17 protein-coding genes are annotated in these 22,791 nt (G+C 50.9%); 11 read left to right on the forward strand and 6 right to left on the reverse strand.

Annotation, left to right across the window (positions count from 1 at the left end):
• Positions 1-27: 27 nt before the first annotated feature.
• Both ACYVH9_RS13760 and ACYVH9_RS13765 read left to right on the forward strand, forming a co-directional pair.
• Positions 28-681, forward strand: a complete 654-nt coding sequence (locus ACYVH9_RS13760) for a hypothetical protein (RefSeq protein ID WP_460636933.1) — start codon at positions 28-30, stop codon at positions 679-681.
• Positions 681-980, forward strand: a complete 300-nt coding sequence (locus tag ACYVH9_RS13765) for a winged helix-turn-helix domain-containing protein (RefSeq protein ID WP_460636934.1) — start codon at positions 681-683, stop codon at positions 978-980. Before ACYVH9_RS13760 ends, ACYVH9_RS13765 begins: the two co-directional genes overlap by 1 nt.
• A 43-nt stretch (positions 981-1,023) precedes the next feature.
• Here the strand turns inward: ACYVH9_RS13765 and ACYVH9_RS13770 are convergent, their stop codons facing one another.
• Positions 1,024-1,416, reverse strand: coding sequence for an Hsp20 family protein (locus ACYVH9_RS13770; protein ID WP_460636935.1), 393 nt, complete (start codon positions 1,414-1,416; stop codon positions 1,024-1,026).
• 268 nt (positions 1,417-1,684) lie between these two features.
• Here ACYVH9_RS13770 and ACYVH9_RS13775 point away from each other — a divergent pair, with 268 nt between their 5' ends.
• The 3 genes from ACYVH9_RS13775 (at position 1,685) to aspS (ending at position 5,388) form a co-directional block, all read left to right on the forward strand.
• Positions 1,685-2,374, forward strand: coding sequence for a polysaccharide deacetylase family protein (locus ACYVH9_RS13775; RefSeq protein WP_460636936.1), 690 nt, complete (start codon positions 1,685-1,687; stop codon positions 2,372-2,374).
• Between the two features lie 4 nt (positions 2,375-2,378).
• Entirely contained in the window at positions 2,379-3,440 is a 1,062-nt protein-coding gene (locus ACYVH9_RS13780; RefSeq protein WP_460636937.1) for a glycosyltransferase family 4 protein, read from the forward strand.
• Between the two features lie 178 nt (positions 3,441-3,618).
• The gene (gene aspS, locus ACYVH9_RS13785) at positions 3,619-5,388 is read left to right on the forward strand and encodes an aspartate--tRNA ligase (RefSeq protein WP_460636938.1); all 1,770 of its coding nucleotides are present in this window, start codon (positions 3,619-3,621) and stop codon (positions 5,386-5,388) included.
• A 70-nt stretch (positions 5,389-5,458) separates the two neighbouring features.
• Here the strand turns inward: aspS and ACYVH9_RS13790 are convergent, their stop codons facing one another.
• Positions 5,459-5,995, reverse strand: a complete 537-nt coding sequence (locus tag ACYVH9_RS13790; RefSeq protein ID WP_460636939.1) for a DinB family protein — start codon at positions 5,993-5,995, stop codon at positions 5,459-5,461.
• Positions 5,996-6,166: 171 nt separating this feature from the next.
• Here ACYVH9_RS13790 and moeB point away from each other — a divergent pair, with 171 nt between their 5' ends.
• A complete protein-coding gene (gene moeB / locus ACYVH9_RS13795) occupies positions 6,167-7,312 on the forward strand; it encodes a molybdopterin-synthase adenylyltransferase MoeB (RefSeq protein ID WP_460636940.1) in 1,146 nt (381 codons plus the stop codon).
• A 64-nt stretch (positions 7,313-7,376) separates the two neighbouring features.
• Here the strand turns inward: moeB and ACYVH9_RS13800 are convergent, their stop codons facing one another.
• The 4 genes from ACYVH9_RS13800 to ACYVH9_RS13815 all read right to left on the reverse strand — a co-directional run bounded on the left by ACYVH9_RS13800 (position 7,377) and on the right by ACYVH9_RS13815 (position 15,179).
• A complete protein-coding gene (locus ACYVH9_RS13800; RefSeq protein ID WP_460636941.1) occupies positions 7,377-9,524 on the reverse strand; it encodes a glycoside hydrolase family 31 protein in 2,148 nt (715 codons plus the stop codon).
• A 164-nt stretch (positions 9,525-9,688) separates the two neighbouring features.
• Complete coding sequence (locus tag ACYVH9_RS13805; RefSeq protein WP_460636942.1) at positions 9,689-11,365, reverse strand: SusD/RagB family nutrient-binding outer membrane lipoprotein; 1,677 nt, start codon at positions 11,363-11,365, stop codon at positions 9,689-9,691.
• A 12-nt stretch (positions 11,366-11,377) separates the two neighbouring features.
• Positions 11,378-14,692, reverse strand: a complete 3,315-nt coding sequence (locus ACYVH9_RS13810; protein WP_460636943.1) for a SusC/RagA family TonB-linked outer membrane protein — start codon at positions 14,690-14,692, stop codon at positions 11,378-11,380.
• A gap of 97 nt (positions 14,693-14,789) precedes the next feature.
• Positions 14,790-15,179 carry a hypothetical protein gene (locus ACYVH9_RS13815; RefSeq protein ID WP_460636944.1) on the reverse strand — a complete coding sequence of 130 codons (390 nt, stop codon included), beginning with the start codon at positions 15,177-15,179 and terminating at the stop codon, positions 14,790-14,792.
• A 506-nt stretch (positions 15,180-15,685) separates the two neighbouring features.
• Here ACYVH9_RS13815 and ACYVH9_RS13820 point away from each other — a divergent pair.
• The 5 genes from ACYVH9_RS13820 (at position 15,686) to ACYVH9_RS13840 (ending at position 22,723) form a co-directional block, all read left to right on the forward strand.
• Positions 15,686-16,588, forward strand: coding sequence for a helix-turn-helix domain-containing protein (locus tag ACYVH9_RS13820; RefSeq protein ID WP_460636945.1), 903 nt, complete (start codon positions 15,686-15,688; stop codon positions 16,586-16,588).
• Positions 16,589-16,670: 82 nt separating this feature from the next.
• On the forward strand, positions 16,671-17,507 hold the full coding sequence (locus ACYVH9_RS13825) for an oxidoreductase (protein WP_460636946.1): 837 nt from the start codon (positions 16,671-16,673) through the stop codon (positions 17,505-17,507).
• Between the two features lie 608 nt (positions 17,508-18,115).
• On the forward strand, positions 18,116-19,477 hold the full coding sequence (locus tag ACYVH9_RS13830) for an amidohydrolase family protein (RefSeq protein WP_460636947.1): 1,362 nt from the start codon (positions 18,116-18,118) through the stop codon (positions 19,475-19,477).
• 359 nt (positions 19,478-19,836) lie between these two features.
• Positions 19,837-20,442, forward strand: coding sequence for a DUF6436 domain-containing protein (locus ACYVH9_RS13835; RefSeq protein ID WP_460636948.1), 606 nt, complete (start codon positions 19,837-19,839; stop codon positions 20,440-20,442).
• A 100-nt stretch (positions 20,443-20,542) separates the two neighbouring features.
• The gene (locus tag ACYVH9_RS13840; protein WP_460636949.1) at positions 20,543-22,723 is read left to right on the forward strand and encodes a response regulator; all 2,181 of its coding nucleotides are present in this window, start codon (positions 20,543-20,545) and stop codon (positions 22,721-22,723) included.
• Positions 22,724-22,791 lie beyond the last annotated feature (68 nt).

Here is a 22,791-nt window from a genome sequence, read left to right on the forward strand (position 1 = left end):
GCTCATCCATTCTATTTACATAAACGTATGTCCGAATCGCGCGAACATTTACAAACCCTGACAGAAATACGGAGCCTGATGGAACGCTCATCGAAGTTTTTGTCGTTGAGTGGACTATCGGGGATATCAGCGGGTGTTATAGCGCTTCTGGGCGCTGGGGCAGCTTACATTCGGCTGCAAAATAACAACCTGACGTTCATGAGCTACGAGCGCATGAGCCGACTCAACGGGCCAGACCGCCGGGATATGGTTGATTTTCTGATTCTCGACGGTGTGGTTGTGCTGGCAGCCGCTTTGTTGCTGGGAATCTTTTTCACCATACGCAAAGCGCGTCGACAGGGCTTGAGCGTCTGGAATACCATCTCAAAACGATTGTTGTGGGCCTTAACCGTTCCCCTGGTAACGGGCGGGATTTTTTGTCTGGCGCTGATTCGGTTTAACCTCATCTGGCTGACCTTCCCAACCACTCTCATTTTTTACGGTATGGCGCTCTACAGCGGTAGTAAATACACCGTTCGCGATGTGGAATACCTGGGATTATCCGAAATTCTGCTGGGCCTGCTGGCGCTGTTCTGGACGGGTTATTCGCTGCTGACGTGGGCTGTCGGCTTTGGGGTGCTACATATTGTGTACGGCACCGTCATGTATTTGAAGTATGAACGAGACGAATCGAAGCGCTGATGCGAGAATTCCTGATAGGATTTAATAAAGCGTTTGAAAGTAAGGCCCGGCTTGGCATCATGTCAGTTTTGATTGTGAACGAAACATTGAGTTTCAACTCCCTCAAAGAACTGTTAGAAATGACCGACGGGAACCTGGCGACGCACTTGCGGGCGCTGGAAGAGCAGAGCTATGTCTCTGTAAAGAAGCAATTTGTTGGCCGCAAACCCAATACGACCTATTCGGCCACCCCCCTCGGCCGACAGGCTTTTACCGACCACCTGAACGCTCTGGAAGACTTTATTCGCAATTCGGCCTAAGTAAAACCTGTAAGGTGATGAAGCCTTACAGGTTTTTTTATCGTCAAAACAGATTCTGAATTTCTACCCGGCGTTGAAAATGCTGTCCATCTTTGAACGGCAGGTTCACTACCACCTGGCCGTGATCCTGAACGGCTTCGATGTGTTCCGCATCCACAAAATCCGGAATATCAATAACCCGCAAAAACATCGGTACGGCCAGACTTTGTCCTTCCGCCGGATTTTTCTGCTGAAGTAATGTATATAAAACTAGCTTTTTGCCATCAATTAACACATTGAATGACTCAGGGCCAACGCCGGGAGCCGACAATTTGATAATCAGACGGTCAGATTCCTGTTCTGTCTCCATTCGAGTCATACTCGAACCGCCATATAAGGTGTTCAACAGATCGAATTGTCCACCCATTCCTTGCAGCGTATTTTCAATCGGTTTCATAATCGTACTTGTTGATTGTCTATTCTTCTAAACACAAATTGCGTACCTAAATAGTCTCAGCCGCTTTTGATGCCAGAATGGCCGATGAAAATCAGCGCACTACTAAAAAGCTGTCAATTGGGCAGCACTTTACTATATAACGCAAATAATCCGCATTTTTGGCCCCAATAACCGTAAATAATAATTTATGATATGGCTGGTTGCAGTTTTGCTGCTCTGTTTATTGGTGTGGTATTTTTTCCGCACTTCGAACGCCTTACCTGTGCTGATGTTCCACAAAGTTGATCCTGAACAGCACGATGCGCTGACCGTTTCGGTTGACCAATTAACGCAACAACTGACGTGGCTCAAAACCAACCACTACCAGACTATTACGCTGGAGCAGCTCACCGCAGCGGTTGCGTTCAAGCAGCCCCTGCCCGCCCGCTCGGTGCTGATTACGTTCGATGATGCGTACCTAAACAACCTGCTTTATGCCCACCCCGTTCTGGAACAGTTTGGTATGCGTGCGGTTCTTTTTGTCCCAACCGCTTTTGTGGGGCAGTGCAATGAATGGGACGGTTGCACGGACCCGCTGCTCACCACCGAACAGCTCCGGCAAATGCAACCTACGTTTGAGCTGGCTTTGCACTCACACCGCCATCTGAATTATAAAAAACTGTCGGCCACCGAAATCCAGACCGATCTAGAACAGAATATAGCCGCATTTGAAGCGCTGGATCTTCCTCATCACTTGGCGTTTGCGTATCCCTACGGAGGTCGTCCTAAAGATCCGGCAACCCGACAGGTCATGCAACAAGTAATGCAGCAACTCAAGATTCCGCTCGCTTTCCGGATCGGCAATCGGCTGAACCGCTTCCCGGTTTCAAACCGGTATGAACTGCAACGGCTGGATATTCGCGGAACCGATTCCATAAACGCCTTTATCCGTAAGGTGCGGTGGGGAAAACTACTGTAAACAAATGACTATTTTCATCGATACCGAACGGCTACGGGATTTAAACAGCGGTTTGGGACAATTCTGTCGGCAGCTGGGCCACGAACTAGTGCGACAAAAACCGTCTTCCGCTCAGCTCACCTTTCTGGTGCCCGAACACCAGCAGGGCATTTTTGGACCGGATGTGCAGTATAAAACCGCAACCTGGTGGCGTCAATGGTATCACCCAGGCTCCTACGACATCTGGCATTGCACCCATCAGGATTCCAAATTCTGGCCCATATCGAAACTGACCCGTACGGTTTTAACCATCCACGACCTCAATTTCCTGGAACGCCCCGACTACCCGGATGCCCGGAAACAGCGCAAGCTGGCGAGCCTGCAACGGAAGCTCAACCGATCGTCGGCCCTCGCTACGATCTCGGATTATACAGCTTCGGTGGTTCGCCAGCACCTGACGGTTCCGGCCATTCCGATGACGGTTATTTACAACGGCAATTCCCTCAATCAGGCCATCTCCGAACCGTTTCCCGTAGCCTCCCCCTTCTTTCTCTTTGTCGGTGTCATTCATCCCAAAAAGAATCTGCACACCCTGCTACCGCTGCTGGAAGCGTTTCCGGAATGGCACCTGGTGCTGGCCGGGCCCGACAGCCATCCATACGCTGCGCACTTGCGGCAACAGGCGGAGCAACTGGGCATTGCCGAACGTCTGGTCATGCCGGGCGTCATCTCCGAAGCGGCCAAAAGCTGGCTTTATCAGCATTGCGAAGCATTTTTGTTCCCGTCACTTTCCGAAGGATTTGGTTTACCCGTAGTAGAAGCAATGAGTTGTGGCAAGCCGGTTTTTCTGTCGCAATCGACGAGCCTGCCCGAGATCGGTGGTCGCGATACTTATTACTTCGAATCCGAAGACCCAGCCTCGATGGCCGAAACGGTTTTTGCGGGTTTGAACGATTTCCGGAGCAATCCCTTCCGGGCCAGCCGACTTCGACAGCAGGCCGCCCGCTTTAGCTGGGAACAGGCCGCCCGGCAATACTGGGCGCTGTACACGGATTTGCTAGCGCACCCAACGCCAGCAAACCGGTGACTTTGCAGCAAATACATGCCGAAAATCAACTTATACCACTAAAACCGCTGGACGCAGGAATGCAACTAAACGGTTATTTAGAATAAAAATTGTTATCCTCCAACATGATTTTTCCATTGGCTTGATAGCCGGATTTACTTTGGCTACCTTTGCGGCTTATTGAACCATTTGGAAGAGTATGCTTCGAACTCATACCTGCGGAGAGATTCGCATTGAACACGTCAATACCCAAGTTATTCTCTGCGGCTGGGTGCAGCGCATTCGCGACAAAGGCGGTCTGATCTGGATCGATTTACGCGACCGCTACGGCCTGACCCAGTTGCTGCTCGAAGAAGGCCAAACCGATCCGGCCGTCATTGAAATGGCTCGTTCGCTCGGTCGTGAGTTCGTCCTGAAAGCCACTGGCAATGTCATCGAGCGCAAATCCAAAAACCCCAACCTGCCCACGGGCGATATCGAAGTTCGGCTGGAACAGCTGGAAATACTGAATCCGGCCAAACTCCCCCCCTTCCTGATTGAAGACGAAACCGACGGGGGCGACGATCTGCGGATGAAATACCGTTACCTCGATCTGCGCCGGAACTCCGTCCGTAAAAACCTTGAGCTGCGGCACAAAATGGCCCAGCAGACGCGGATTTACATGGACGGGCAGGATTTTATCGAAGTTGAAACGCCGGTTCTGATCAAATCGACACCGGAAGGCGCCCGCGATTTTGTGGTGCCCAGCCGTATGAATCCCGGCGAATTTTACGCCCTGCCGCAATCGCCCCAAACCTTCAAGCAGTTGCTGATGGTTTCGGGTTTCGACCGGTACTACCAGATTGTAAAATGTTTCCGGGACGAAGACCTGCGCGCTGACCGCCAGCCGGAATTCACCCAGATCGACTGCGAGATGTCGTTCATCACCCAGGAAGACATTCTGCAAATGTTCGAGGGACTGGTTCGGCATTTATTCAAAACCGTTAAAGGCATTCATCTGGACGAAGTGCCCCGCATGGCTTATGCCGATGCGATGCGCCGGTACGGTTCCGACAAGCCGGACACGCGCTTTGGCATGGAATTCGTCGAGCTGAAAGGCGCTTTTGATACCATCGACCTGACATCAGGCAAAAATTTCGGGGTTTTTGACTCTGCGGAAATCGTTGTTGGCATCAACGCCAAAGGCTGCGCCGATTACACCCGCAAGCAGATTGATGAACTAACCGACTACGTCAAACGTCCGCAAATCGGTGCCAAAGGGCTGATTTACGTGCGGTACAATACCGACGGTACAATCAAATCGTCGGTTGATAAATTTTACCCGGAAGCAGATCTGAAGCAATGGGTAGCCCGGTTCCAGGCCGAACCCGGTGATTTGCTGCTCATTCTGTCTGGTGACACGGCCAAAGCCCGGAAGCAGCTGAATGAGTTGCGGCTGGAAATGGGTACCCGGCTGGGCCTGCGCGACCCGAACCAGTTTAGTGCGTTGTGGGTGCTGGACTTCCCGCTGCTCGAATGGGGCGAAGAAGAAAACCGCTGGTTTGCGATGCACCACCCGTTCACCTCGCCCAAACCGGAAGATATAGCCCTGCTGGAAACCAATCCTGGCGATGTGCGGGCCAATGCCTACGACATGGTGATCAACGGCACGGAAGTTGGCGGTGGTTCCATCCGGATTTTCCAACGGGAATTGCAGTCGAAAATGTTTGACCTTTTGGGCTTTACACCCGAAGAAGCCAAAGCACAGTTCGGCTTCCTGCTGGAGGCATTTGAGTTCGGTGCTCCTCCCCACGGGGGCATTGCCTTCGGTTTCGACCGCCTGTGTTCGATTTTCGGCGGAGCCGATTCCATCCGAGATTTCATTGCGTTCCCGAAAAACAATTCTGGCCGGGATGTCATGATTGACTCGCCATCAATCATCGCTCAGGCGCAACTGGAAGAATTGCAGATTGCAGTTGCGAAGAAATAAAGGATGCATTATAAATGATGAACGATGAATAGACTGCCGTAAAGCAATCAATCATCGTTCATCATTCTACTCAAAACAGCTTCTCATTCGGCGGTTTGACGCCTTTCATCCGAATATAAATTGTGGTCTGGCCGCGGTGGTGAGTCTGGTGTTCAAACGCTTTCGCCAAGAGCGTTTCGCGGGACATTTCCCGGGGGCCCATCTTCACGTTTTCCGCCAGCTGGGTATCATTCAAGCCCTTGATGGCATCCAACACAAAATCGTAGCTATCCATGACGGCTTTGGTGAGTCCGGCTTTGGTCTTGAACTCCTCCATCGTTTCCATCTTTTTCCCCTGCATCGGGTTGGTTTTTCCGGTTGCCCCCGCAGCAAAGTTGTAGTTGGCATTGGCCAGGTGCAGCATTTGTTCGGCAAAGCTCCGGATTTCGGACGTCGGTTTGTAGTTAACCCCATCGTCCGGCATAGCGTCCAGATACTCTTTTGTGTACTCTTTGGCGCGTTGCCAGTCCGCCGTCAGTTGATTGACAGTAGTCAATGTGGGAGCAAACCCGCTGAAAGTCACCCAAAGCAGCAGGGTCAGGATTGAACATCCAAGTTTCTGTTTCATGACGAAAAGCTAATTATTTGAGAACCAAAGTTAAACCAGCTAAGCAGGTTTGCAAGTCTTCGCACCGGATTTCTACTTACAGCTGTCATAAAATAAAAATTGCCTTCATCATGTAATTCGAATTGCTTTTTCGTTTAAAATGTAATGCAGTAACTCAACAACAAATCGATTATGCTTCGACCTGCCGAATACGCTCGTTACGAAAAACACCTAAATCTTCCAGAAATTGGCGTGGAAGGGCAACTGAAATTAAAACAGGCCCGTGTCCTTGTTGTGGGTGCAGGCGGATTAGGATGCCCGGTGTTGCTTTACCTGACAGCCGCCGGCGTGGGTACCATCGGGGTGATCGACCCGGACACCGTCGACATCAGCAACCTGCAACGCCAGGTTCTTTACACCACCGAACAAGTAGGTAAACCGAAAGCGACGGTGGCCGTAAATTCACTCAAAAAAATCAATCCGGAAATCAGCTTCAACGCGTATGCCTACGCGCTTGATCGGGCAAACGCCCGCACGCTGGTTGATGAATACGACCTGGTGATCGACTGCACTGACAACTTCACCGTTCGATACCTGGTCAACGACGTTTGTGTGATGCTGGAGAAACCGTTCATTTACGGGGCTATTCACCGTTTCGAAGGCCAGGTGGCCGTGTTGAACGCCCGGCTAAAAGCGTCAGAGCTACAACCTGAGGAGGTGCGTCGCGGCCCTACGTATCGCTGCCTGTTCCCAGAATTCCCGAACCAGATGGAGATTCCCAACTGCGCCGAAACGGGCGTTATTGGCGTCTTGCCGGGTGTTATCGGTACGTATCAGGCTACCGAAGCCATCAAACTCATTACCGGCACTGGTCACCTGTTGAACGAAGAATTATTGATGATTGACCTGCTGGCCATGTCGTTCCAGAAGATTCGGGTCCGTCGGCGACTCGACGCTGAAGCGGCTGCCCAAACCGGCTGGGAAGAAGGCCAGCGAACAGCGGCTAAAACCGAAGTCCGCCAGAGCATAACTGCCCTGGAACTCGCCGAACGGCTGGCCAGCGACGAAGATATTTTTCTGCTCGATGTTCGCGAGCGGCCCGAATACAACATCTGCCACCTCGACAATGCGGTACTGATTCCGGTTAATATCATTGCCAACAACATCAAGCGCATTCCAACCGACCGGCCAGTGGTGGTGTATTGTCACCACGGTATTCGCAGCCAGTATGTTGTTGATTACATTCAGAAAGAATTCGGGCTGACCAACCTCGTCAACCTTCAGGGCGGTATCAACAGTTGGGCGCGCGATGTAGAGCCGGAAATGGAAGTGTATTAATCGCCAATAACCTGAACCTGTGAGGTCTTCAAGGTCTTACAGGTTCAGGCTAGAGATTTCTTAATCACTTCGTCATAAACCGCCACGTTACTTTGCCAACCGTATCCGGTTTGCCTTTTTCAGCCGCCGATATCCGACCTTTCCACGTTCCGTTTTTTTGCCGCTCGACCTGGATCAATCGCCAGCTGAATTGCCCTTTTTCATAAGCAAAGGTTTCGCCATCATCGTCGTAAAGGCGGTACGCTGACGGTTTTTCGCCGTAATGACGAATTTCCAGGTCGACTTTCTGACCAGCCTTGGGTGCGTGGAGCATCGGCGGCATCATCGGAATAAGGCCCCCCTCTTTCACAAAAACCGGTATTTTGTCCAGCCCCGGCGTAATGGTGATCACCTCGCCCTCACCCACCAGCTGACCCGTGTAGAAATCGTACCATTTCCCTTTCGGCAGAATCACTTTCCGCGACGTCTGACCCGTAAACATGGGTGCTACCAGCAGGTAGTCGCCCGCCATGTACTGATCTTTAATTTCTTTCGTAATGGCCTGCTGATAAGGATTTTCGCCCAGATTCGTTACGGCAGTCTGTTTTTCAACCTTCTCCACAAAACCGTCTTCCAGATTTAGCGCGCGGAACGGTGGTGTACCTTCAAAATGGTATTTGGCAAATTCCGTGTACCAGTACGGCATCATCTGCATCCGCAATTGAGCTACGGCTTTCACCTGTTCGGCTACGTCGGGAAATGACCACGGTTTGGTGCCGTCGGCCCAGGCGTTGATCATTGCCATTGGGGAGAAACAAACTGACTGAAACCGGCGCAACCATTCTTCACTCGTTTTCGAAGCCCGGACTTCCGGCGTCCACAATACCCCCGCAAAACCGCTATTGATCAGCCCGGTAATAAAATCCTGGTGGCTGTAATTGTCGTTGTAAATGACGTACGGAAACGACGAGCCACCCGCGTTCGAGGCCCGTACCAGGCCGTAGGTTCGCGTGTTGCGGTTGTGAAAAAGATCCGTGCTTTGCTTCTGCACCAGCAATCCGTAGGTTTGGCGCATCTGCTCGGCGCTGATTCCGGACGGAAACGTGGCAACATCGGGCCATAACCACGAATCGTAACCATCCACTTCGTCGATCTTGTACCCGCTGACGCCGATGCCAACGTGCGCCTGGTCGAATTGTCGCCAGTACACCGCCTGCGCTTTCGGAATGGTCAGATCCGGCACCGCTCCCACCCAAACCGTGTGCGAGCCGCTGAACGGTTTTATCTGTGGAAAAATCGACGCGTCGGGCGAAACATAGGGATTCGTCCAGAGATTGATCCGAATATTTTTGGCCAGCATGTCTTTTACAAAACCAGCTGGATCAGGAAATCGGGTTTTGTCCCACTCAAACGTGCACGGATACGATTTGCTCTGCCAGCCAGGTTCCAGTCCGATGAAGTCGAGCGGATATTGCCGGGATTCAAACTGAGCGGCTTCTTTCCGAACGCTGTCGGCGGTATACAGCCGGTGCACTCGCTGCGTAAAACCGAGCCCCCAGCGGGGCGGCAGACAGCCCCCGCCGTTGAACAGGTTAAACCGCCGGACGGCTTCCATCGGTTTTGGACCGCCAAAGACATAAACCTCAACGCCTTCCGCCGGAACCAAAATCTCTACCGCATCGGAATAGGGACTTGCCGACCAGTTTTTATCGGTATTCCGATCCTGCGCTTTGGGGGCATTTTTGCTATCCAGCCGGGCTGCCGAACCAGCATAAACCGTTAGGTAGCGGGCCGAATTAACGAAAACGCCGTATCCGTTCGACGAAACATAAAACGGTGTTGGTGCATGGGTCCGGCCATTATCGCGGTTACCGTAATGATCCATATGCAGGTTCAGAATCCGGCCCCGCTGGTGAACCGTCTGAAAGTTCAGGCCAAAACCGTACAACTGCTCCCCACGTTCCAGCGGAAACCGTAGGTAGGTTTTGCCATCCACGACCTTCACGGAAATTTCTTCTTTTGGCAGTGGGAACGCCGTTTTGGGCAACTTACTCAGCGCGTCGGTATTGGGTTGCACACCAGCCGCTGTCAGTAGGTTGTAGGCTTCCGGTTTGCCAATAGCAAGTTTCCAGACACCGGGTACGGTTTCGATCCAGGCGGTTTGGGCGTTACTCCAAACAACGCCGAACCCGAAAAAAAGGCCGATAACCAGAACGGTTTTACAACAGATCATAAACGCAGCGGGAAAAGATTGCACCTGACAATTAAAAAGGCAATGGGTTGCTTTCTACTCACTTGTCCACGAAAAGCGGTTGTTTCCGGCCACCACCAAAAAGAACAGGCCACTTGACATCAATGTCAAATGACCTGTCTCCATCTACCAACTATTACTATTATTTACCAGGGTTTGGAGGTTCCCTGCACCAGCCACATTTTGGCATAGTGGTGATCCTTGCTTTGGCCAGTAGGAATAAAATTGGTGTTGCCCAACCGACTGACGGCCTCATTGTAATTTGCAATGTATTTGGGATCCAGGTTGGGCGTCGGGTACATGTACCGGATCGGTAGTGCTGCGCCGAACTGGGCCACCGAGCCGGTTTTGAGCGCGGGATAGCCCGTCCGTCGCCAGTCGAACCAGGACTGGACGCTGAACCAGGACGAGATCCATTTTTGCTCTAAAATCCGTTCCTGCTTGTTTCCAGCGCTGGCGTAGCTGACTCCCGGTTGCGCATAATACGTTTCGAAGTTGAAGGAGGAAGCTGCCAGCGCGCCTTCTTTGTCCATCGACGCCTGAACCGCTTTTTTGTAATGAGCTTCCGCATCGGTAGCACCGAATCCGCCCAGTAAGGCAGCTTCCGCCAGAATAAACTCAACCTCCGGGTAATTCATGAAATTCATGGCTACGTAGGGATCCGTATTTTTCCGGTACCGGTCGTGAATGAACGAAATGTAGGGATTCTGCTCATTGGGATAGACCGCCACATCATTTCCTTTATTGTAGACGATACCCTGCGTAATGGGCAGCCCCACCGGCAAACCAACGTAAAGGTTGGTATCGGCACTGGTGGACACGTTCGGTACATAAACCACGGAGTACGTTTCTCCGAACAAGTTTGTGTACGACTTGGTGGTGACCTGAGTCACGTTGGCATCCCATTTTCTCCGTACCGGATTGGCCCAGCGCTGCAATCGCGGATCTTTCAGCTGAATCAACTTGTCAACCAGCGGTTTGGCCGGTTTGGTCAGCCAGTTGAAGGTGGCCGATGCCAATGGCCCACCGGGCTGGGCGTTGTCCGAGTTGGTACCCAGAAACGCAATGGTTGCATCATCCGCCTTGCTGGTAAATGCTCCGGTGGCCGCTTCCTTGAACTCGGTTTCGAGATTGATGCCCAATGCCGCCATTTCCGCCTTTTTATCCGCCAGGCGAAGGGCATAACGCAGCCGCAGCGAATTGGCAAACTTTCTCCATTTGGTAGCGTCTCCCTTGTACATCACGTCAGATGTTGCATTTACCGCGTCTTTGGCCGTGAGGTTCTGGAGCAGCTCGTTCGCTTTTTTCAGGTCGGTGAGAATGCCTTTGTAGACCTCAGCCTGGCTATCGTATTTTGGAAAAAACGATCCATCGCTGGCTTTCAGCGCTTCGCTGTAAGGAATGTCGCCATACATATCGGTCAGCAAACCGAAGAGCATGGATTTCATAGTCAGCCCAATGCCCTGGAATAGTTTGTTGTCATCCCGTACGCCGTTGTCATGAATGATCTGCACGTTCCGCAGGATATCGTAGTAACCGGCCCAGCTCTCCTGCCCCCAGGCATACTGGTTCGTCTCGGCGGCTCCTTCGTTCGTTCCTGCCTGCATGTACTGCATGGCCGCTGCGATCTTGGAGCTGTTTTTACCCAGCCCAAAGACTAGCTTGCCGCTGTTGACCAGTGAATAAGTAAGGACGTAGTTGGAAGAGACATTTTCAGGACTGTTGGGATTCTTGTTGATCTCGGTCAGGTCCTCCTTACAAGCGGATAGCCATAGACACATCATCGCCAGGAAGGGAATTCGCAATACTTTTATCGTTTTCATATTCACTCCCAATTAAAAGTCCACATTCAATTTAGCCCCGAACGAACCCGTGAAAGGCAGGACGTTGTAATATTCCACTCCCTGCGACCAGCCTATGCCGTTTGGTCGGAAAGCCCGTTCAGGATCCAGTCCCTTGATGCCCGCTGCCGTCCACATGAAGAGGTTGTTGGCGACGAATCCAACCGATGCGTTCTGCAAATGCAGCCGGTTGACAAAGGCCTTGGGAAGGCGGTAGGTAATCGAAACCTCCCGCACTTTCACGTACGTGGCACTATACATATTCTTTTCGGCAAAGGGGCGATGGGAGTACCGGTAAGCACTGAAGGGATCCAGCCATTTACTGCCGGGACCGCCCAGGTTTTCGGTATAAACCGTATTGCCGTTGGCATCTTTGGTGGCCAAAACACCCGGGTTCAGGCTGGCGTCCTGCACCCGTCGGCCCGCTTCCACACTTCCTTCCGGCCAGGCAAATCCGTGGTATTCGGCATTGCGACCGCCTACCCAGCTACCCAGGTATTTTTCCGGATTTTCCTTGATCTGTTCGGACAGGCTCCGGTTTGGATCGTACGTTTCGCCGGTCAGGGTTTCTTCCAGTTGGCCATTGTTACCCAGGAACATCATCGTATTGGAGTAGAAAGATCCGCCAAGACGCCAGTCAACGTTGGCAAACAGCGTTATATTCTTGTACGTGATCGATGGCTGAACGCCCATCAGAAACTTGTGATTAAAGTTTCCGATCTTTTTCAGGTTGTTTACATCATTGTCGGTCTGGTAAAGTCCTCCGCTGGTTACAATCGGATAGCCGTAGTAGGGCGAATTGGTATCTTTGACTCGGAGAATCGGTGCTGCGTAAATATCACCTACCTGGCCTCCTTCGTAGGTCCGAACCTCAGCTCCGGAGTAGGAAGCAAAGGAGAAATACTTGATCCCGTCCGCCAGTCGGGTGATGTAGGTACGGTTTCGGGTCAGGGTGAAATTCATGTCCCAGGTAAAGTCCTCCGTTTTGATGGGCGTCGTGTAAAGTGCCAGTTCGAATCCTTTGCTTTCCACGAGTCCGGCGTTGATCTGCTTGGTATTCGCACCGGATTCAATGGGCGTTGCGATGGACAGTACCTGGTTTTTATTTCCTCGCTGATAGAAAGTTGCATCCAATCCCAGCCGGTTGTTCAGGAATTTCAGGTCAACACCGATCTCGCTCGAAGTGGCAATTTCAGGCTTCAGGTTCGGGTTGGTGAGCGTTCCACCCATATACATGCTTTTGGCGGCCCCCCAGTCGAGGGCAGTCTGGTAGATGCGACTGTACGCGTAAGGGGCTACGTCATTGCCCACCTGCGCATAGCCCGCCCGTATTTTGGCGAAGCTGACCCAACGCGGCATTTTGAACATTTCCGAAGCGATGGCGCTGAGCGAAGCAGAGGGATAGAAATAGGAATTGTTTCCTTTCGGCAGGGTGCTGGTCCAGTCGTTACGGGCGGTCAAATCGAGGTAAACCATGTCCTTAAACCCAATAGAAGCTGATCCATACACGCCGTACAGTTGCTTGCGGTTCAGCAGGCTGTTGTAGGCAACGGCTCCGGGTGCGCCATTGGAAATGTTGTAAACACCGGGCACCACCAAGGCGGTTGCCGACGTCGCCAGGCTCCGTCCGTATTGCTCCAGCCGGTTGAGACCGGCCAGGGCGTTCAGGCTCCAGGCTTCGCCCAGGTTTTTCTTATAATTCAGGATCAGGTCAAGGTTTGTTTCCTTGTTGTAATTATTGGAAATCTGATAGGCCCCATTCACAGCCTCGAAGTTGTTGTAGGCCTTTTTAGCTTCCAGAATCTCTTCGTACGAGTCGCGCGAGTACCGGCCAGTGAGCAGGAAGTCCTTCGTGATGTCGTAGTCGAGTTGGATCTTGCTCACAATCCGGTCGCGCTTGAAACCGGTGGGATTCTCGTATACCAGGTAGAAAGGGTTATTCTGTTTGTCCTTGTATTTCCGCTGGGCGATGCCTTCCTGGCCGGGAAGCCAGTAGTCGCGCAGGTCGTTGATATTTACCTGAGCACCGGTTTCGTAGACGCTCCGGACTACGTCATTGCGACTCTGGTCAATAATCGGCCGATTATTGGATCCCGATTCGGTGATATTCATATTCACCGAAGCCCGCAACTTGTCAGTCAAATTATAGGTAGTATTCAGAGCGAGTGTCAGGCGGGACAAATCCGTGTTCGGAATGATGCCGGTATTTTTCATATTCCCGAGCGACAGCCTGAAACTTCCTTTATCGTAGTTACCATTCACCGAAACGTTGTTCGTATTTGTGATGCCGGTCTGGAAAAAATCCTTGAAACGGTTGGGATAGGAAACCAGTGGCACTTTTTGTCCATTGCTGTTCCACAATACCCATTGTTCGCCTTTGTCGAGTGCGGCTCCCCAGCTTTCATTTTCCGGTTCCTCCAGGATGTGTGCCCCCGTCTTTCCCGACCCAAATTTGTTTTGAACCGCCACATAATCCAGTGGAACGTCAGCCACTACGGCGGTGTTCACCGACACCCCAATCCCCCTTTTACCACCCGCGCCGGACTTTGTTGTGATCAGCACAACCCCGTTACCGGCTCGCGAACCATACAGGGCTGCGGCACTGGGTCCTTTCAGGATGGATACGTTGGCAATGTCGTTGGGGTTAATGTCGGAAATGGGGTTACCCATGTCAGCGCCCCCAAACCCGTTGGAGAGTTTATTGGCAACGGGTACGCCGTCAATGACAAACAGCGGCTGGTTGTCGCCATTGAGTGAGTTGGCACCGCGGATAATCATGCTCACCGAAGACCCAACGCCCCCGCCCATCTGCGAAATCTGCACCCCGGCCACCTTGCCCGACAAGGCATTGAGTACGTTATTCTGGGGTGTTTCCGTCAGCGCCTTGCTATCAACCTGCCCCACCGAATAACCCAGCGACCGCTTTTCGCGTTTGATCCCCAGGGCCGTTACTACGGCTTCTTTCAGCGTGGCTACGCTCTCAATGAGGCTAATGTCTATCTTCCTTTTTGTACCGACGGGAGTTTCCTGGGTATTGAAGCCGATGTACGAAAAAACCAGCGTGGGGTCGCTGCCGTTGATATCGACGGAATAGTTCCCCTCGCCGTCGGTAGTCGTCCCAACCTGGGTTCCTTTCAGGACGACGTTCACACCGGGCAGGGGCGTGCCATCGGTGGCCGACGTAACCCGACCGGTGACGACGGGTCGGGCTGATCGTTGCGCCCAGACCGGCCCGTTCCAGATACCGAGTAGTCCGACCCAGACCAGCGCACATCGCACAAGCAACCTACTGGTAAAGTTTGTTTTCATAAAAGTTAAGGGTTAGAATTTAGGCAATCTCAATCCAGGCTAACACATTGTTTAGCAGGATGATACTAGCACTTCGAGCCAATTAAAAGCTACGGTATTAGAAAAACCGTAAGATTGACCGAGTCAGAAATTTCTCTTTGATTGATTTGGGCCACTCCACGAACTCATTCGCCGGATGTTCGGCGGGTGTGCCGACGCAGACTTGCCGGAGCAGTTGCTTTTTAGTAGCGGTTTTCAGATAAGCCAGGCATTGGTTCCGCAACTGCTTGAACAGGTGGGCTTCAAATTTTTGTCGGGTACGCAAATCGAGACTGCTTTCCCGCATTTCGCCAAGAATAGCATCAACCATCTTTTCGGCTGCCACTTCGTTTTTAATCAAAGAGTTACAAAACGTAAACGCCACAGCTCGGTAATCAACCGGACTAGCGGCAATCACTTGATCATTTGGAGTCGCTCGACAGAGGATTTGCTCATTCGTCGAAATCATTGGTACGGAAAGCTACTGGTTATATGAAAGAATTTGCTTACTCTATACACTGTAGCATCTGGGAAACCCGCAGATTGCATAATAAGATAGTATAATACCTCCCTTCAACAAATACAAACCCATTCTATACGACCAGGAAGTATATACTACTGATTAATAGGCAAATACTGAGTATTACCTAAGCACTTTATAATTATTAGATGATTAATTGTAAAGAATAACATTTACTCTATGCAATTATATCACAATATTATAACAATAAACGCCTACTTCTTTGTACGTTTATAGCAATTCACTATACGAATTTACCACAATCAACCAGGCGGTTTTTGCCCACGACTTTTTTAGAACAGTTCCCAAGCTGTCTACTTGCCAAATACAGAATACACCGGCTAATTATTCTTATGCGCAGTTGATCAGCCTTTTGCCGAATTACGCGGTAGAGAGCCTGCGGGCTTGTAGCCACATACCTTGACTAGTCGATTTGAATTTCGTAAGTTTGCTGTATGCAAAAAGCCGAAACGCTCGAAGAGTTTTACCAGAAGAAATTCAACTGGATGCCCGACAACCTGCAACGGGACATGGGCCACTTCAACGTGTTTCGGCTGGAAGATTGCATCGATCCCAGGAAAGAACCCATCACCTACAGCCGTCGGGATTATTACAAAATCACCCTGATTCGCGGTCGAAACGTTTACCATTACGCGGATAAAAGCCTGGAAGTCAACGGCACAGCCCTGATCTTCTTCAATCCCCAGGTTCCGTACAACTGGGAGTCACTTTCCGGCGCTCCTAACGGTTTCTTCTGCATTTTTAAGGAAGCGTTTTTTACGGAAAAAATGCGGGGGAGCCTGAACGAACTGCCCATGTTTGCGCCCGGCGGTAAACCGGCTTACATCCTCGACCCGGCACAGGATGAACGAGTGAGCCAGTTGTTTCAGAAAATGATCGACGAAATCAGCTCCGACTATCCGTATAAATATGATTTACTCCGCAATTATGTGACGGAGACGGTTCACTTTGCGCTGAAAACCCAACCCACCGAAACACTCTACCAGCATACCGACGCCAAAACCCGCATCACGGCCATTTTCGCCGAACTACTCGAGCGGCAATTTCCCATCGAATCACCAACGCAACGGTTTAAACTTCGGTCTGCCCGCGACTTTGCCGAGCAACTTTCGGTGCACGTCAACCACCTAAACCGTTCGATTCGCGAAACCACCGGCAAAACGACCACCGATCACATCGCCGAGCGGTTAGCCAGCGAAGCCCGGGCGTTGCTGAAACATACCGACTGGAACATTGCCGAAATCAGCTACGCGCTCGGCTTCGAAGAACCGGCTCATTTCAACAATTTTTTCAAGAAGCATACGCACCTGACTCCTTCCGCTTTTCGAATGGTTTGAATTTTGCAAGTATCGGTTTGAAAGCCGCAATAGTGTTCAGGCCCGGTCTATCTAATTTTGTTTCATCAAAACAAGCAAAATTATGGACACTCAAAAAGTATGGTTTGTTACCGGAGCCTCCAAGGGCCTGGGCCTTTCACTAGTCAAACAGTTGTTGAATGGTGGTTATAAAGTAGCAGCAACCTCACGCAATGCGGAGGAGCTAAGCCGAGCAGTTGGCTCAGCAGATGGTTTTCTGCCACTGGCGGTTGATTTGAAAACCGAAGCCAGCGTGGCCGACGCAATTGCCAAAACCGTCGCTTATTTCGGGCAGCTTGATGTGGTTGTGAACAATGCTGGTTACGGCTTACTCGGCAGTCTGGAAGAGTTAACCGACGAGGAAGCCCGCGAAAATTTTGATGTCAATGTGTTTGGCTCGCTGAACGTTATTCGTCAGGCCCTGCCCCACCTGCGGCAACAACACTCCGGACACATTTTCAACCTCTCGTCAATCGGTGGCTTTAACGGTTCTTTTCCCGGCTTTGGCATCTACTGCGCCACCAAGTTCGCGGTTGAAGGATTCTCCGAATCGTTGGCCACCGAATTGAAGTCTTTCGGCATACACGTAACAATTGTTGAACCGGGTTATTTCCGCACGGAGTTTCTCACCGCCGATTCGCTGGGCGTTTCAAAGAACCAGCTCGACGCCTACCAATCCGTTCGGGATTCGCAACAGGCGCATCAGAACCAGATCAACGGAAATCAGCCCGGTGATCCCGAAAAAGCCGTTGCGGCCCTGATCCGTGTTGCATCCGAGGCCAATCCGCCCCTGCATTTGTTTCTCGGGCAGGATGCCTATGATCTTGCGTATCAAAAAATTGAAGCCGTTCGGAATGATCTGGAGAGCTGGAAGGAACTGACGGTTTCCACCGGCTTTTAAAAACCACTGTTTTATACTCAATGTCCCAGCTACGGTTTTATAAAGCCGTAGCTTCTTTTTTCATTCAATCGACCCTTCAGCTGAATAATCACAATCGTGATTTTAAATTAACCAAAATCCACAGAACAAATTCCTGATTTTCAACCAACTACGCAGGAAGACAGACTCAGCATAAGCCGATTTATTCGTGGGATCGGAAAACGTAACACGTACAGAAAAGATCTCGACCGTGAAGCCAACAAAGTGAAGAGGTATTTAAAAGAAAAAACCAGCTAGAATAAGCTGGTTTTTTGAGACATACTCAACGTTATGAAAAATTTAAATCTGTACTTCTTAGTGGTGACGCCAATATCGGGATAATAAGTATTTTCCAGGTTAAAACTACCTTTCGTTTCAGCGAAAATATATTAAAAAAAGATGAAATTGTTTTCTTCCCTGAAAAAACTACAGGATTTCATCAAAAATACGTATCATTCCGTTTGTTTCTGGTTTTATATAGGCTGCTTTTCTGGCCAGAAAAGCTTTTGCTTCTCGGTTAAAAAGTATATAGCTTCGTATCAAATGCCCCGGATAGCCCAGCTTGTGTTCTACCCAAACCCCGCACGATTATGCGCAGTCTCTTCACACTTATTTTTTTCATACTCATTCACGCCAGTTTCGCCCAGGACCTTGTCAGCAACCGCCAGCAGGAAATCGTTTTCAGATCGGTGAATGTCATTCCGATGGATCAGGAACGAGTTCTTGAAAACCAAACCGTTGTGGTTAAAAATGGTAAAATTACCGCACTCGGACCCGACGGAAAAGTGAAATACGCCAAGAATGCCCGGGTGGTCGACGCAAAAGGAAAATACCTGACTCCCGGCTGGGCCGAAATTCACGCTCACGTTCCGCCCATTGATGATCTCGAACCCATGAAAGAAGTGCTGATGCTTTATCTGGCAAACGGCATTACCACGATCCGCGGAATGTTGGGACACCCCAAACACCTGGAGCTGCGTAGCAAAATCAACAGCGGTGAAATTCTCGGGCCGCATTTCTACGCGTCAGGGCCTTCTTTCAGCGGACAAACCGTTAAATCGGCCGACCAGGGCGCCAACATGGTGCGTGAACAAAAAGCCGCGGGTTACGACTTCCTGAAACTCCACCCCGGTTTGACAAAGGAGACTTTTCCGGCCATTGCCAAAACGGCCAAAGAGGTCGGCATACCGTTCGTTGGGCACGTCTCTTTCAACGTCGGTGCCTGGATGGCCATTGACGCCGGTTATTCCTCGATCGACCACCTGGACAGCTTCATGGAAGCCATCACACCGGGCTCCGATACGCTGGTGGAGCAGGAAACGGGCCTGTTTGGCGCCTGGATTGGCTACCGGGCGGACCCGGCGCGGATTCCAAAACTGGTGAACGGTTTGCGTGAAAAGAACATCCGGGTCGTTCCTACGGAAGCGCTGGCCGAACGCTGGCTGTCTCCGCTCCCGGCAGACGAGTTTGTGAAAGCGCCCGAAATGAAATACATGAGAGCGGAGGATGTTCGCAACTGGACCAACACCAAGAATAATTACAACAACAATCCCAATTTTTCGAAGGAGAAAGCCGAAAAATACATCCAGATGCGCCGGAAAATCCTGTACGAATGCCAGAAAAACGGAGTAGATATCCTGTTGGGTTCGGATGCACCCCAGGTTTTCAACGTTCCCGGCTTCTCGATCCACCACGAAATGCGCTACCTCGTCGGGGCCGGGTTGACGCCCTACGAAACCCTGCGGACCGGAACCGTCAATGTGGCTTCGTATTTCAAAAAACCGGATTCCGGCACCATCAAAACCGGCAATGTTTCGGATTTGGTTCTGCTGAATGGCAATCCATTGAAAGATATCAACCAAACCCAGAACATCGAGGGCGTCATGATCGGCACAAACTGGCTATCAAAAGCTTATATTCAGAAAGAGCTAAAAAAACTCGAAAAACAATAAACCATTCCGTTTCTCCAGACCGGCGTTGGTCCACTACAGTTTAGAGGAACAGACGAAGCCCGCTCGGGCTTCGTCTGTTCCTGTCTTTTCGGGAAATCCCCTTTTTTCTTCGCAGCGAAGCAACCGCTAACTCCTATTTTGCAAGAATGTTACCAATATTGCTATTTTTTAAACTTATCTTCGCATTACGAATGTAAAGCTTCGAATCCACCTGACGGGGTGTTTGCAACGGACGGCCTCCACCAACCGATTCGCACCGATTACTTCCCGACTATGCAATCGCCAGCTTACCACGCCAATTTGTAGAGAAGTTATAGTACGCTTTTATCGAATCTCTGTAAACTACCTACGATTTTAACATGCTAAAAAAAGGCCTGGTGGTAATCTGGCTTCTGGTATTGCTTTCGGCTATTGGAGCGTTGTTCTGGTATACAGACTGGATTTATCAATTGCCGACGCCCATCCCGGACAAGTACAAACCTGTGAGCAACGGCACGGTCATTCCGGTGCACCAATTTGTTAAATCAGGGCCGCAAAAACCCGTTTTTCTCCATTTTTACAATCCCGATTGTCCCTGTTCCCGTTTTAACAAACCACATTTTAAGTCTCTGGTCCGGCAGTATGGCCACCGCGTCAACTTTGTGGTGGTGGTGATGAGCTACAAGACCTATTCGGTGCAGGCAATTCGGGAAAAGCTCGATCTGGACCTACCGATTGTGTTCGACCAATCCATTGCCCGGCACTGCGGGGTATATTCCACCCCACAGGCTGCGATTTTAGATACGCAACAGCGGCTGTTTTACCGCGGCAATTACAACCGGAGCCGCTATTGTACGGACGAGAAGACGAATTACGCCCAACTTGCCCTCGCCGGATTGCTACAAAACAATACCCAAATAACCTTCGATCAGCTAGCCGTACAAGCCTACGGCTGCACGCTACCCTACTGCAAGACCGATTTATAACCATCTCCTGTCAAACCCCATCATGGATCATCCGTCCTCCGTGTCCAGTAATCTTACCCGTACCCTTCTTTTCAGCGTCCAGGAACGCTCAGACCGTTTAATGAATTATTTTCTGGGCGGCTATTTCTTGATCGGTCTCATCTTTGCTACTTTTTATGACACCTGGCTGATCGCCTTAGGCGTAGGCGGACTTTCGCTGCTGGCGTATTACTCCGTCAAGCTGCTCCTGCCCTCCTCCAACCTGTACCAGTACGTCCTGAGCACCGTGCTCGGTATTTTCATGGCCCAGTACATCTACCAAATGCACGGGTTGTTCGAAATGCACTTTTTTGCCTTTATCGGCAGCGCGTTGTTGATTACGTACCAGCGGTGGACCTTACAAATCCCGATGCTGGCCGTGGTGCTGATTCACCACGCGGTTTTTGGGTACCTGCAAAACAGCGGTTTTCGGGAGATTTACTTTACCCGGCTCGACTACTTTGATCTGCAAACATTTGTGATCCATATTCTGCTGGCGGCCGTCATTTTTTTTATCTGTGGACTGTGGGCGTACATGCTACAGAAATACAACGAGTTGCAGCTCAATCAGGCTATGGAAATGGCCGAATTACAGAAAGAAGCGCAGCTTTCGCTGGAGCGCAAACGGAATGAAGAAGTTCAGAAAAAAACCAATGAGCAATTGCGGGCTTCCAACCAGGAACTGGAAAAAGCCCGGTCTGAGGCCGAGCAAGCCAATCAGGCCAAGAGTATTTTTCTGGCCACCATGAGCCACGAAATCCGTACGCCCATGAACGGCGTCATCGGGATGACGGCGCTATTGCAGGAAACCGCTTTGACCGAAGAACAGCGGATGTTTACCGAAACCATTGCCAGTTGCGGTGATACTCTGATCAACGTCATCAATGATATTCTCGACTTTTCAAAAATTGAATCGGGCAACCTTGAACTCGAACACGAAGATTTTAATCTGCGCCAGTGTATCGAAGATGTACTGGATATTTTTGGCACCAGAGCCACCAAAATCGGAATTGATCTGATCTATGATATTGACGAAAACGTACCGGTACAAATTGTGGGCGACCACCTGCGTTTACGGCAGATTCTGACCAACCTGATTGGCAATGCCATGAAGTTTACGGAGCGTGGTGAAGTTTGTGTTTTTGTCCATGCCGACCCAATGGACAGCGGAAACAAATGGCAGCTCCGGTTCGATGTGAAGGATACGGGCATTGGCATTCCCGCCGAAAAACAAAGCCGCCTGTTCAAAGCCTTTTCGCAAGTCGACTCCTCCACCACCCGCAAATACGGCGGAACCGGACTGGGGCTGGCCATTTCGCAGAAACTCGTTCGGCTCATGGGCGGAGAAATCAGCGTACAGAGTAAACTCGGCCACGGTTCTACGTTTTCGTTTACCATCAGCACCTACCGGGGGCAAAAAGTTCTTCCGCCCTATACGCATCACAGCATGACCGAACTGGAAGGGAAGCGTATTCTGGTGGTAGACGACAACGCGACCAACCTGGCCATTCTGGAACGCCAATTTGAATCCTGGAAGTTGAAGCCCGTGCTGGCCACCAGTGGCGAAAAAGCGCTGGAAATTCTCTCGGGCTCCTTGCCTTTCGATCTGGTCATTACGGATATGCAAATGCCGGGCATGGACGGTATTATGCTGGCCGAACAGATGCGAGAACGCGCGCCCAAAATTCCAATCCTTTTGCTCAGTTCCATTGGTGAGGAGCTGAAAAGCGATCAACGCCAGCTTTTCGTCTCGGTGCTGACGAAGCCGATCCGGCAACATGTGTTGAGCAAGCACGTACAGGAAGCGCTGCAGCGGCAACAACCGGTACAGCAGGCCCCGGTGGCCCAGAAAAAAATGTCGACAGAATTTTCGGCCAGTTACCCATTTGTGCTCCTGGTCGCCGAAGATAACACGATCAACCAGCACGTTATCATGCACATTCTGCAAAAACTGGGGTACCAGCCCGACCTGGTCAGCAACGGTCAGGAAGCGCTGGAAGCCGCGATGCAAAAAGAATATGAACTGATTCTGATGGATATGCAGATGCCGGTAATGGATGGTCTGGAAGCCACCCAGCTGATCCGACAATCCGTGGTCAAACAACCTGTCATTGTGGCACTGACCGCCAACACACTGGAAGGCAACGAACAGGCTTGCCTGGATGCGGGTATGGATGATTTTCTGGGCAAACCGATCAAACTGGAGGAACTAATGATCAAGTTTGAGAAATGGCACCGGCAACCCGTAGCGGTGAAGTCGTAACGTTTCCGGGTCCACCATCCGCCGATCCGCCCCTATGCCCCAAAACATCCCCGGGCTTTTGGGGTTAA

It is taken from the genome of Larkinella harenae, from assembly GCF_054780515.1.

Excerpts from the sequence above, each read along its gene's own strand:
- ACYVH9_RS13760 (WP_460636933.1), top strand. The coding sequence starts at position 28 with ATGTCCGAATCGCGCGAACATTTACAAACCCTGACAGAAATACGGAGC.
- ACYVH9_RS13765 (WP_460636934.1), top strand. The coding sequence starts at position 681 with ATGCGAGAATTCCTGATAGGATTTAATAAAGCGTTTGAAAGTAAGGCC.
- ACYVH9_RS13770 (WP_460636935.1), bottom strand. The coding sequence starts at position 1,416 with ATGAAACCGATTGAAAATACGCTGCAAGGAATGGGTGGACAATTCGAT.
- ACYVH9_RS13775 (WP_460636936.1), top strand. The coding sequence starts at position 1,685 with ATGTTCCACAAAGTTGATCCTGAACAGCACGATGCGCTGACCGTTTCG.
- ACYVH9_RS13780 (WP_460636937.1), top strand. The coding sequence starts at position 2,379 with ATGACTATTTTCATCGATACCGAACGGCTACGGGATTTAAACAGCGGT.
- aspS (WP_460636938.1), top strand. The coding sequence starts at position 3,619 with ATGCTTCGAACTCATACCTGCGGAGAGATTCGCATTGAACACGTCAAT.
- ACYVH9_RS13790 (WP_460636939.1), bottom strand. The coding sequence starts at position 5,995 with ATGAAACAGAAACTTGGATGTTCAATCCTGACCCTGCTGCTTTGGGTG.
- moeB (WP_460636940.1), top strand. The coding sequence starts at position 6,167 with ATGCTTCGACCTGCCGAATACGCTCGTTACGAAAAACACCTAAATCTT.
- ACYVH9_RS13800 (WP_460636941.1), bottom strand. The coding sequence starts at position 9,524 with ATGATCTGTTGTAAAACCGTTCTGGTTATCGGCCTTTTTTTCGGGTTC.
- ACYVH9_RS13805 (WP_460636942.1), bottom strand. The coding sequence starts at position 11,365 with ATGAAAACGATAAAAGTATTGCGAATTCCCTTCCTGGCGATGATGTGT.
- ACYVH9_RS13810 (WP_460636943.1), bottom strand. The coding sequence starts at position 14,692 with ATGAAAACAAACTTTACCAGTAGGTTGCTTGTGCGATGTGCGCTGGTC.
- ACYVH9_RS13815 (WP_460636944.1), bottom strand. The coding sequence starts at position 15,179 with ATGATTTCGACGAATGAGCAAATCCTCTGTCGAGCGACTCCAAATGAT.
- ACYVH9_RS13820 (WP_460636945.1), top strand. The coding sequence starts at position 15,686 with ATGCAAAAAGCCGAAACGCTCGAAGAGTTTTACCAGAAGAAATTCAAC.
- ACYVH9_RS13825 (WP_460636946.1), top strand. The coding sequence starts at position 16,671 with ATGGACACTCAAAAAGTATGGTTTGTTACCGGAGCCTCCAAGGGCCTG.
- ACYVH9_RS13830 (WP_460636947.1), top strand. The coding sequence starts at position 18,116 with ATGCGCAGTCTCTTCACACTTATTTTTTTCATACTCATTCACGCCAGT.
- ACYVH9_RS13835 (WP_460636948.1), top strand. The coding sequence starts at position 19,837 with ATGCTAAAAAAAGGCCTGGTGGTAATCTGGCTTCTGGTATTGCTTTCG.
- ACYVH9_RS13840 (WP_460636949.1), top strand. The coding sequence starts at position 20,543 with ATGAATTATTTTCTGGGCGGCTATTTCTTGATCGGTCTCATCTTTGCT.